Annotated in this window: 10 protein-coding genes and 1 pseudogene; 8 read left to right on the top strand and 3 right to left on the bottom strand. The window is 68.9% G+C overall.

The genetic code is table 11. The annotated features are described in order from the left end of the window. Both ACWCRB_RS46580 and ACWCRB_RS46575 read left to right on the top strand, forming a co-directional pair. A pseudogene (locus tag ACWCRB_RS46580) lies at positions 1-292 on the top strand (hypothetical protein); the annotation flags it as partial. 172 nt (positions 293-464) lie between these two features. After that, entirely contained in the window at positions 465-932 is a 468-nt protein-coding gene (locus tag ACWCRB_RS46575) for a molybdenum cofactor biosynthesis protein MoaE (RefSeq protein ID WP_451001873.1), read from the top strand. A 281-nt stretch (positions 933-1,213) separates the two neighbouring features. On the opposite strand, the gene moaA is transcribed toward ACWCRB_RS46575, so the two are convergent. Then, the gene (moaA, locus tag ACWCRB_RS46570; protein ID WP_451001872.1) at positions 1,214-2,203 is read right to left on the bottom strand and encodes a GTP 3',8-cyclase MoaA; all 990 of its coding nucleotides are present in this window, start codon (positions 2,201-2,203) and stop codon (positions 1,214-1,216) included. A 335-nt stretch (positions 2,204-2,538) separates the two neighbouring features. Here moaA and ACWCRB_RS46565 point away from each other — a divergent pair, with 335 nt between their 5' ends. Beyond that, positions 2,539-2,787, top strand: a complete 249-nt coding sequence (locus ACWCRB_RS46565; protein ID WP_451001871.1) for a hypothetical protein — start codon at positions 2,539-2,541, stop codon at positions 2,785-2,787. Here ACWCRB_RS46565 and ACWCRB_RS46560 read toward each other — a convergent pair. Next, the gene (locus ACWCRB_RS46560; RefSeq protein WP_451001870.1) at positions 2,777-3,583 is read right to left on the bottom strand and encodes an alpha/beta fold hydrolase; all 807 of its coding nucleotides are present in this window, start codon (positions 3,581-3,583) and stop codon (positions 2,777-2,779) included. The genes ACWCRB_RS46565 and ACWCRB_RS46560 overlap by 11 nt on opposite strands. A 233-nt stretch (positions 3,584-3,816) precedes the next feature. Here ACWCRB_RS46560 and ACWCRB_RS46555 point away from each other — a divergent pair, with 233 nt between their 5' ends. Next, on the top strand, positions 3,817-4,344 hold the full coding sequence (locus ACWCRB_RS46555) for a PadR family transcriptional regulator (RefSeq protein ID WP_451001869.1): 528 nt from the start codon (positions 3,817-3,819) through the stop codon (positions 4,342-4,344). Positions 4,345-4,365: 21 nt separating this feature from the next. Next, complete coding sequence (locus ACWCRB_RS46550) at positions 4,366-4,911, top strand: hypothetical protein (RefSeq protein WP_451001868.1); 546 nt, start codon at positions 4,366-4,368, stop codon at positions 4,909-4,911. Here ACWCRB_RS46550 and ACWCRB_RS46545 read toward each other — a convergent pair. After that, positions 4,803-6,164 carry a metallophosphoesterase gene (locus ACWCRB_RS46545; RefSeq protein ID WP_451001867.1) on the bottom strand — a complete coding sequence of 454 codons (1,362 nt, stop codon included), beginning with the start codon at positions 6,162-6,164 and terminating at the stop codon, positions 4,803-4,805. The two genes, ACWCRB_RS46550 and ACWCRB_RS46545, sit on opposite strands and share 109 nt — an antisense overlap. A gap of 685 nt (positions 6,165-6,849) precedes the next feature. Between ACWCRB_RS46545 and ACWCRB_RS46540 the strand changes: the two genes are divergently transcribed. From ACWCRB_RS46540 to ACWCRB_RS46530, 3 genes are read left to right on the top strand one after another with little or no spacing between them, the layout of a single operon-like run. Further along, positions 6,850-7,497 carry a (2Fe-2S)-binding protein gene (locus ACWCRB_RS46540; protein WP_451001866.1) on the top strand — a complete coding sequence of 216 codons (648 nt, stop codon included), beginning with the start codon at positions 6,850-6,852 and terminating at the stop codon, positions 7,495-7,497. Between the two features lie 12 nt (positions 7,498-7,509). Further along, the gene (locus ACWCRB_RS46535) at positions 7,510-8,490 is read left to right on the top strand and encodes an FAD binding domain-containing protein (RefSeq protein ID WP_451001865.1); all 981 of its coding nucleotides are present in this window, start codon (positions 7,510-7,512) and stop codon (positions 8,488-8,490) included. Beyond that, positions 8,487-10,682: a xanthine dehydrogenase family protein molybdopterin-binding subunit gene (locus ACWCRB_RS46530; RefSeq protein WP_451001864.1), complete on the top strand. Its 2,196-nt coding sequence runs from the start codon at positions 8,487-8,489 to the stop codon at positions 10,680-10,682. Before ACWCRB_RS46535 ends, ACWCRB_RS46530 begins: the two co-directional genes overlap by 4 nt. Positions 10,683-10,830: the final 148 nt, after the last annotated feature.

Here is a 10,830-nt window from a genome sequence, read left to right as displayed (position 1 = left end):
GGCCGCGCTGCACAGCCAGTTGGCGGCCGCGCTGTCGGTGGTCCTGCATCTCGCCCGCGACCGGGCCGGGCGGCGCCGGATCGCCGAGGTGCATATGCTGGAGCGGGACTCTCTGCGCAGCGCGACGAGAGCGAGTACGGCAGTTCTTCAACCGTGCGCTCTCCGGGAGGCGGAACCGTCCAAGCGCTCTCCCGAGTGCAGCCCGTGCGGCCTTCGTCGGCCTGCCTGTTTCGTGCCCTGCCGGTGGGCCGTGAAAGGAGAATTGCATCCGGAGAGAGTTCCAGCCAGGTAGAAAAGTCTGCCTCCCACGGCGGTCTTTCCGATGGCATGGTTACGGGCGGCTGGTGTTTCAAGCCGCCGGGCCGCATTGCCGGATGCCGGGCCGAAAGTCAAGAGAACTGGGGTGCCGATGACGGGACCCGCTTTGATGAACTGGTCAGGGGATGTGGGACAGCATGAATGCCGTGACAACCAAGGGTGTCCATGAACACCCTGGCGAGCGGGCGCATCCAGATCCCATCCGGCTGCTCGAGATCCGGGACACACCGCTTCTGCTGGACGAGGTGTTCCGGGCGGTCGGCGACGACGCGGCCGGTGGCACGGCACTGTTCGTCGGCACGGTACGCAACCATGACGGGGGTGCGGACGTGGACGCCTTGAGCTATTCGTGCCACCCGACCGCAGCCGCCGAACTGCGCCGCGTCGCCGAGAAGGTCGTCGCGAACCACCCGATTCGCGCACTGGCCGCGGTGCATCGCGTCGGTGATCTGACCGTTGGCGACCTGGCCGTGATTGTCGCGGTTTCCTGTCCCCATCGGGCAGAGGCATTCGAAGCCTGTCGGCAGCTGATCGACGACCTCAAGCACGAGGTGCCCATCTGGAAGCGTCAGAAGTTCTCGGACGGGGTCGAGGAATGGGTCGGGGCTTGTTAGAGCGGCCCCCCAAGTACTCTCCCGTAGAACGTCGCCACGCCCAGTCTGTCCAGGTCGGCTCGGCATACCTCTGGAATTCCCGCGAACCGGCATCGAACCGAGAGTTCGGGCAGATGGCGCGGCGACACCTCGACGGTGTCCCGCTGCTCGGCGATCGGCGCGTGACGCGTTCGCGGCCTGCCCGACAGGCCCAGGCCTTCTTGGGCTTCCGGCGCGGTTTGGTCATCGCTCCGCGAAGCTGTGCGCCGACATCTGCGCGCCCTCGACATCCCCGAGAACGCTCATCCGCCGATCGCGGACATCGGCCGGTCCGGCTGGACAAACGTCGGGTCGTCCAGGCCCGCGCCCGCCTTCTTGCCCCACATCGCGAGCCGCCAGATGCGGGCGATCTCCTCGTCGGGGGCGTCGGAGCGGAGCGCGGCGCGCAGGTCGGTCTCCTCGCGGGCGAACAGGCAGGTGCGTATTTGGCCGTCGGCCGTCAGCCGCGTACGGTCGCAGGCCGCACAGAACGGGCGGGTGACCGAGGCGATCACTCCCACGCGGTACGGGCCGCCGTCGACGATCCAGCGTTCGGCCGGGGCGGAGCCACGCTCGTCGGAGCCCTCCGGCGTGAGCTGGAAGCGGGTGCGCAGGGAGGCGAGGATGTCGCCCGCGGTGACCATGCCTTCGCGCTTCCAGCCGTGCTGGGCGTCCAGGGGCATCTGCTCGATGAAGCGCAACTCGTAGTCATGCTCCACCGCCCAGGCCAGAAGGTCGGGGGCCTCGTCCTCGTTCAGCCCCGGCATCAGGACCGAGTTGACCTTGACCGGTGTCAGGTCCGCCTCGCGGGCAGCGTGCAGGCCCTCCATGACGTCCTTGTGGCGGTCCCGGCGAGTGAGGGTCTTGAAGACATCCGGGCGGAGGGTGTCGAGGGACACGTTCACCCGGTGCAGGCCGGCCGCCTTCAAGGCCGCTGCTGTGCGCTTGAGGCCTATCCCGTTGGTGGTGAGGGACAGCTGGGGGCGCGACTCCAGGGCGGCGACGCGCTCGACCATGCCGACGAGGCCGGGGCGCAGCAGGGGCTCACCGCCGGTGAAGCGGACTTCCTGGACACCGAGGGAGGTGACCGCAATGCCGATCAGGCGGACGATCTCGTCGTCCGTGAGGAGGTCAGGCTTGGCCAGCCACTGCAGTCCCTCCTCGGGCATGCAGTACGTGCACCGCAGGTTGCACCTGTCGGTCAGCGAGACCCTCAGGTCGGTGGCCGCTCGGCCGTAGGTGTCGATGAGCACGTGGGCCCCTCCCTCGTCGCCCGGGGACTACACCTGCGACGGTGTGGCGGGCTCCAGCCACAGGCCAGTAACCCTCTCCGACCCGAATGAACGATCAGGCTATCGGGGAATTGCGGTTGCGAGAGGGCGGCTGAGGGGGAGAGTTTTCTGCCTGGATACTCCGGCCCTGACCAGGAATTCTTCCCTCACTGGAAATTGCGAGGAACGCCGACGTGGTTCGCGGCCAGAACCTGGTGCCCCGGCCGGAACCGTGACCGGCAACCGCACGGGACAGCCTGCGCCCACGGACTCAGAGCTGAGATGCGTCCACCCCTGGACCGCTTCCATCGGTTCACTTGGGGATCCTGGGCGAGGAGACTCCCACCGGACGCACCAAGGTGCTCGTGCTGCACGCGGCGTCGATCACCTTGACGAACTACCAACCGGCCACGGCCCAGCCCGGTCCAGGTCTGACGCTGCGCTTGGACATCACGCTGCCTCAGCTGTCCCTCGACATCGTCGAAGCAAAGCAGACTCTGATCGTCAGCCCGAACGCCACGTTCCACTGCGCCCTGCTCGCACACTCCAGGCTGGTCATGCGCTGAGGCCGGCAACGAAGGAAAGGATCTCCTCGGCCAGCGTTTCGGGAGCGGTCAGGTATGCCTCGTGCGCATGACCGGGGATCTGGGCCAGACGGCTGTTCGGCAGGGCTTCCTGAAGGCGCTGGGAGATGTCGAGGAGAACAGGCGGGCTGAACTCCCCAGTGACGAGGAGCGTAGGCATGGTGAGGCGGGCGAACCGGTCGAGGTCGTCGCCGAAGGCGTCGATGGCCCGGACTTCGCGCGCCCAGGTGGGCGTCATGGACGCCCGGGTGGCCCACACAGGGCTGTGCCGGAACGCCTCGATCGCCTCCTCCGGCATCCGAAGGAAGTTCCGCGTACCGAAGGCAAGAGCATGCTCCAGGTCGCCTTCCGCCACGGCCTCTTCGAAGGGCGCGATGGCCTCGCCTCCGACTGGACCATGCAGCGGTACCGGGGGCTCGTAGAGGATGAAAGCGGCGGGAGGCCGCTGCAATGCCAGGCCCAGCGTCACGATGCCACCGTAGGAGTGACCCAGCAGGACAGCGTCGGGGCCCGCGAGGTCCAGGACGGCGGCGATGTCCTCCTGTTCGCGTTCGAGGCTGTGATCCAGGCTGTCTCCACTGGCGCCGTGGCCGCGGCGGTCGACCGCGTGAATGGTCAGGTGCGGAGCGAGGGCATCGGCCAGGAGCTGCCAGTCCTGGGCTGCGTTCAGCGCGCCGGGGGAGATCACGAGCGGACGTCCCTGGCCGGTGACGGTGACGGCGATCCTCGTGCCGTCGGCAGAGGTGACAAAGGACTGTCGGGACTGTGTTTTGGTCATGGTCGTTTTCCCTCGGTCATGTGACGGGTGGGGTGCTGTCGGACCGACGGGGGCACCAGGGATGCGGGGAGGTTTCATATCGCCACTCGCGGGAGATCTGCCGGGCCCGGGGACTGGCCAGTCGGCGTGGGGATGGGAGCGGAAGCAGGCCTCGACAGTGAAGCGGACTTCGGCAACCGTAACATCGAAACGATGTAGGCATCGTTTCGATGTATGTATGTGATGATGGACGCATGCTGGAGCTAGCGATCCTGGGCTTCCTCGCGGAGGGCCCCCTGCCGGGACACACACTGCGCCGCCGTGTCGCCCAGCTGACCGGCTACACACGGCCGGTCAGTGACGGCAGCCTGTACCCGGCGATCAACCGTCTCGCCAAGGCGGGCCTGCTGGAGCGGAATGCCGACCCGGCTGCGGGTGCCGCGAGGTATGTACTGAGCCTGACCGAGGCCGGGCACATCGAGCTGCGCAAACGCCTGCGCGAGCCCGCCGACCACGAGATCACCGACTTCACCCGCTTCTTCACCGTCCTGGCCTTCCTCTCGCAGTTGCCCGACCTGGCCGAGCAGCACGCGGTGCTTCGCAGGCGGCTGGAGTTCCTGGAAGAGCCGGCGAGCTTCTTCTACGACGGCGACCTGCCCCTGCGCGCCGAGGAGGTCGCCGATCCCTACCGGCGCGGCATGCTGCTCACCGCCCGCGCCGTCAGTACGGCCGAACGTGCCTGGCTGCGCGAGGCCCTCGGCGAGGAGCCGCCCGCGAGCTGACCGGCCCGGAGGTACCCGCCCGTGCTTGCGTCCTGGTACGACGAACAGGGCACCGCGGCCGACGTCCTGCACGTCGGCGAACTGCCCGACCACCAGGCAGTCCCCCTGCCCGACCACCTCAGCTACGAACTCGGCGCGAGCCTCGGCATCCCCGGGAGCACCGCCCACCGAACCGTCTTCGCAGACGGCCCCGTCGACGGGAAGCTCGTCCTCGTGCATGGCGTCCTCGGCGGCGTCCGCTCGCTGGCCGCCCAACTCGCCTGCTGGGGCGGGGCCATCGTGCTCGCCACCGTCCGCCGCAGCTCGGACCTCGACCGTGTCGACCCGGCCGTCGTCTCCCACGCCATCGCCCTCGACCAGGAGGACCCGGCGGCGGCGATCCGCGCGTACGCACCCCAGGGCGTCGACCGGATCATCGAGGCGGCCCTGTCCGACAACGCCGTCGCCGAACGTCCGGTTCATTCCGAGGCCAGTTCGACCACGGTGATGTCGGACGGGGCGCCCACGCGGACCGGCGGGCCCCAGGCGCCGGCGCCGCGGCTCGCGTACAGCTGGGTGTCTCCGTAGCGTTCGAGACCGGCGACCGTCGGGTTCGCCAGCTCGGCGATGAAGTTGCCGGGCCACAGCTGGCCACCATGGGTGTGGCCGGAGAGCTGGAGATCGACGCCGTGGCGCACGGCGTCGTGGATGACGATCGGTTGGTGAGCCAGGAGGACCGCTGCGCGGGAGCGGTCACGGTCGCCAAGGGCCTTGGCGAAGTCGGGGCCCTGCCCCTCGCTCTCACCGCGGATGTCGTTGACACCCGCCAGGTCGAAGCCGGGCATCTCCGTGCGTGCGTTCTCCAGTGAGTTCAGTCCCAAGTCGCGCACCTTGTCGACCCACTGCTCGGCGTAGCCGGAGAAGTATTCGTGGTTGCCGGTCACGAAGTACGCCCCGTGGCGCGCCCGGAGCTGGGCAAGTGGCTCGACGGCCGGACCGAGGTCCTCGACGCTGCCGTCCACGAGGTCGCCCACAACGGCGATCAGGTCTGGCTGCGTCGCGTTGATCGTGTCGACGACCCGCTGGGCGAATCCACGGCCCAGAACCGGGCCGAGGTGGATATCGCTGACGACGGCGATCCGGAACCCGTGCGCGCTGCGGGGCAGTTTGGCCAGGGGGATGGTGAGGCGCTTCGCCTTGGGGCCACGGAGCACTCCGTAGGTCCCGTAGCCGACCGTGCCGACGGAGACGGCCGCCGCGGCGCCGCCCACGACGCGGGAGACGAAGAGCCGGCGGGACGGACCCGTGGGCCTGTTCGACGAGAGCCCGGGCTCCAGAGCATGCGGATGCTCGGCCACGGCAACGGCCTCCGGAATGTCCCGTGCGGCTCCGGGCACGCCGGGTTCCACCGTCGGAGATGGGGGCCGGCCGACGACGACTGGGTCTTCGTTCCGCCGTTCCCCGGGCTCCCCGGGTGGTCCGGCAACGGACCGCACGGAGGGATGTGCCGTCTCCGGCCCGGCTGTTTCAGCGTCCCGTCGCGCGAGCCACCGTCGCAGCAGGGGCCGGACGGCCTCGCCCACCAGCAGTGCGAGCAGCAAGTACAGGAACAGGACCATCCACAGGAATCCGGGCCAGGACAGGAACTGCTCAAGCCAGAACGGGACCCATGGGTTCTCGGCCGCCAAGGCGCCGCCCGTCAGCAGAGGCCCGGCCACGAAGACGACGGTTCCCGCACGCCGCTGGAGCGAGCCCGGGCGGGTCGTGTCGCGTACGAGACGACGCCACGCGTACCAATGGAGGGCTCCGAACGCCACCAGTACGGCGAGTCTGACGAGCATGTAGATGATGATCACGGCCGAACAGGGCCCTTTCCTTGGAGCATTCGTCGCGATCCCAGGGATGAGCAGGACGCGGCGCGGTCAATAGCTTGACACCGAACGCCCGCCACCTGGGAGGGAGAGTTTTCTACCTGGGTGCTCCAGTCATACGAAGCACGGGATTCCCCGAGGCACGAGTTCGGCGGTGACGGCAATCCAAACACTCTCGCCTGTCACCTGACTTCGACATTCCTGGACTGAACGCAAACCCACCCCTGAAAGCGGATCCGCTCTGGCGGGCTCACATATCCCCGATTCCATAGCACCAGTCCCGATACGAAAGAAGCCGAAAGACAATCCGGCCCGTTCGACGGATATGTCCGGCAAGCCGTTCACGCAGCGACCCTATTTCCGACATTTCAACCGGCGCGTCCAACCGTAGAAGGCGCAGGATTCCATCCTGGGAGTCCGGCATCCAGGCAGAAAACTCTACCCCCCACACCTGTGCCAAGTGATGGCAAACTGGCGGGCATGACCAGCCACGCGCACCGCGGCGAGCTGGGTGAATTCTCCGAAACCCTGCGCCGCGTCCTTCATCAAGACTGACAAACACCGCCGGATTCACACCGGCGATGACGACGCGGTACTGCCTCCCGGCACCCCGACGAGCAAGGCAATTGACCTTCCGCCGAGCGAAAGCGTACGCATGTCCACTGAACTCACCGAGTCAGCTGTTCCTCCCCCCGCCGAATCCTCCTCAGATCCCTCCCGGCGCACGTTTATCGCGACGACCACCGTGGTCGGCGGTGCTGTCGTGGCCGGCGGCCTGATCGCAAGCCCACTGCTCGGCGCCCAGGAGGCCGTCGGGGCCGAGGCGCCGCCCAGCGGTCGTGTGTCGCTGACCGTCAACGGCAAGCGGCACACCGTCACGGTCGACAACCGAACCTCACTGCTGGACCTGGTGCGCGAAAACCTGGAACTGCCCGGCACCAAGAAGGGCTGCAACGCCGGTGCCTGCGGAGCCTGCACGGTCCTGGTCGACGGGCAGCGGGTCAACTCCTGCCTGACGCTGGCCGTGCGCCTGGAGGGCGCCGAGGTCACCACCATCGAAGGCCTCGCTCCGGGTGGCGAGGACGGCGAACTGCACCCGCTGCAAGAGGCGTTCATCGAGCAGGACGCCTTCCAGTGCGGCTACTGCACCCCAGGTCAGATCATGTCCGGCGTCGGCTGCATCCAGGAGGGCCACACCGGATCGGCGGACGAGGTCCGGGAGTGGATGAGCGGCAACATCTGCCGATGCGGCTGCTACGTGAAGATCGTGCGCGCGGTCGAGCAGACCGCCCACAGGAAATGAGGCCCGGTCTCCATGTATCCCTTCTCCTTCACCAAGGTCTCCAACACCCGCGAAGCGCTCAACGCCGGTCGCCTCGGCGGGCGTTACATCGCCGGGGGCACCACCCTGGTCGACCTGATGCGTGAGACCGTCGAACGACCCGAGACGCTGGTCGACATCAGCGCTCTGCCGTTGCACGAGGTCACTGTCACCGAGCGCGGCGGGCTGCGGATCGGCGCGCTGGTGCGGATGGCCGAGGCCGCCGCCCACCCCAAGGTCCGCACCCTCTACCCCATGATCTCGCAGGCGCTGGAACTCAGCGCCTCCGCCCAGCTGCGCAACATGGCCACCATCGGCGGCAACATCATGCAGCGCACCCGCTGTACGTACTTCCGTGATGTGACAGCGTCCTGCAACAAGCGTGAGCCGGGCTCGGGTTGTGCGGCACGGGAGGGTGTCAACCGCACCCACGCGATCCTGGGCACCTCCGACGACTGTGTGGCCACCCATCCCTCCGATGTCGCGGTGGCTTTCGCGGCGCTGGATGCCGACGTGCACCTGCTGGGCCCGGACGGGGAACGCACTGTTCCGTTCGCCGACTTCCTGCTCCGGCCCGGCAGCACCCCGAACCGCGAACAGTCCCTCAGGAAGGGCGAGTTGATCACCGCGGTGGAGATCCCCGCCCTGCCCCGCCCGCTGAAGTCGGGCTATCTGAAGGTGCGTGACCGGCAGTCGTACGAGTTCGCCCTGACCTCTGCGGCCGTCGCACTGCACGTACGCGGCGGGGCGATCCGGGAGGCGAAGATCGCCGCCGGCGGCGTCGGCACCGTGCCCTGGAAGCTTCCCGCAGTCGAGAAGTACCTCATCGGCGAGCGGCCCTCGCAGTCCTTGTGGGCCGAGGCCGCGAAGCACGCGGCGGACGGTGCCCGCCCCCTCGACCACAACCGCTTCAAGGTCGAGTTGCTGAAGCGCACCGTGGAACGCCAGCTGCGCATCGTAGGAGGTACCAAGTGAGCCCGCAGCCCCAATCGGCCGTCGGAGCGCCGTTGTCCCGCGTGGACGGCCGGCTGAAGGTGACCGGGAAGGCGACGTACGCCGCCGAACACGACATCGACGGCGTCGTCCACGCCGTCATCGTCGACAGCACCATCGGCCGCGGCCGCATCACCGGCATCGACACCCGTGCCGCCCTCGCCCAGCGCGGCGTCATCAAGGTGATCAGCCACCTCAACGCACCCAAACTGGCCTATCGCGGCAATCCGGATACGTACGATCCGCCGGGCAACAAACAGCTGCGGGTCTTCCAGGACGACAAGGTCCTCTTCCGGGGTCAGCCGGTCGCCGTCGTGGTCGCCACCACGCTGGAGGCCGCCCAGCACGCGGCGGAGCTGGTGAAGGTCCGCTACGACGCCGCGCAGTCGTCGACCGACATGGCCTCCGCGCCGGCCGGCGAGCCCGTCGCCTACGCGCGGGGTGACGCGGACAAGGCGTTCGCATCCGCCGCCGTACAAGTAGATGCGACCTACCAGCAGGCTCGCGCCCATCACAACGCGATGGAGCCGCACGCCACCATCGCCCGCTGGGACGGCGACAAGCTCACCCTGTGGGACAAGACCCAGTGGCCCATCGGTATGCAGAAGGACGTCGCCGCGCAGTTCGGCGTCCCGATCGACTCGGTGCGCATCATCGCGCCGTTCGTCGGCGGCTCGTTCGGCAACGCGATGCGCGCCTGGCCACACATCGCCATCACGGCCCTCGCCGCCCGCAAGACGGGCCGCCCGGTCAAGCTCGTGCTCTCCCGCAGGCAGCTGTACTTCGGCGTGGGCTACCGGCCCTCGTACGAGTACCGGGTGCGCCTGGGCAGCGACCGGCGCGGCCGGGTGAGCGCCATGGTGCAGCACCTCAAGGCCGAGACCTCGTCGTACGAGAACTTCACCGAGGGCGTCCTGCACGCCGGGCAGATGGTTTACAAGGCACCCAACGTCCGCCAGGACTACCGGACCGTGGCGCTGGACGTGAACACGCCGGTGTGGATGCGCGGTCCCGGTTTCGCCACCGCCGCCTTCGCCCTCGAGTCGGCGATGGACGAACTCGCCCACGAGCTGGGCATCGACCCCATCGAGCTGCGCCGGCGCAACGAACCGGAGGAGGACCCGTCCAGCCAACTGCCGTTCTCCACCCGACGGCTGCGCGAGTGCTACACCGTCGGCGCCCGCGAGTTCGGCTGGGACCGGCGCGATCCCCGTCCGCGCTCCACCCGTGACGGCGACTGGCTGATCGGCACCGGCATGGCCGTCGGCACCTACGACGTCCTGCGGAGCGGGGCCCAGGCCCGGGTCAGGCTGAACGCCGACGGCACCGCCCTGGTCCAGTCCGCGACCAGCGACATGGGACCGGGCACCTACACCTCCCAGAGCCAGGTCGCCGCGGACGCCCTCGGCCTGACCATGCGCAACGTGACCTTCCAGCTCGGCGACTCCACCATGCCGGTGGCACCGCCGCACGGTGGCTCACAGACCATGATCAACGTCGGCTCCGCCGTCCAGGACGGCTGCGACAAGGTACGTCTGCAGGCGATCAAACTGGCCGTCGAGGACAGGGACTCGCCGCTGTACGGCGCCGACGCCGACGACATCGTGGTCCGCGCCGGACGCCTGCACCTGGGCAACGACCCCGCGCGCGGAGAGACCTACCGGCAGCTTCTGGCCCGCAACAACCGCACCCACCTCGAAGTCCTCGGCTCCTGGACCCCCAGCGAGTCCCGGCACTCCATGTACACCTACGGCGCGATCTTCGCCGAGGTCGCCGTCGATGCCCGCCTCGGCCTGGTACGGGTGCGGCGGATGCTGGGTGTCTTCGACGCGGGCCGCATCATCAGCCCCAAGCTCGCCGACAGCCAGGCGCTGGGCGGCATGGTGGGCGGCATCGGCGCGGCACTGCTGGAGCACACGTCGACCGACCACCGCGACGGCCGGATCGTCAACGCCGACCTCGCCAACTACCTCGTCCCCGTCAACGCCGACATCCCAGAACTGCGCGGGATCTTCCTCGACGGTGGCCAGGACCTGGAGGCCGACCCCATCGGCGTCAAGGGACTCGGCGAGATCGTCTACATCGGCGTGGCGCCCGCCATCGCCAACGCGGTCTTCAACGCCACCGGCCGCCGCGTCCGCGAGCTGCCCATCACCGTCGAAGCCATGATCTGAGCGCCCAGGTGCTCACCCGACCGTCCGGCGGCTGACCTTGCGCAGCCGCCGGGCCCCCCGGGCCGCCCCCCGGGGGGTGTACCCCCCGCGCCACCCCCGCCGGCCCCCCCCCCCCCCCCCCCCCCCCACCCCCCCCCCCCCCCCCCCC

Source organism: Streptomyces sp. NPDC002156 (assembly GCF_053593675.1).
This window is presented reverse-complemented; position numbering and strand designations above follow the sequence as displayed.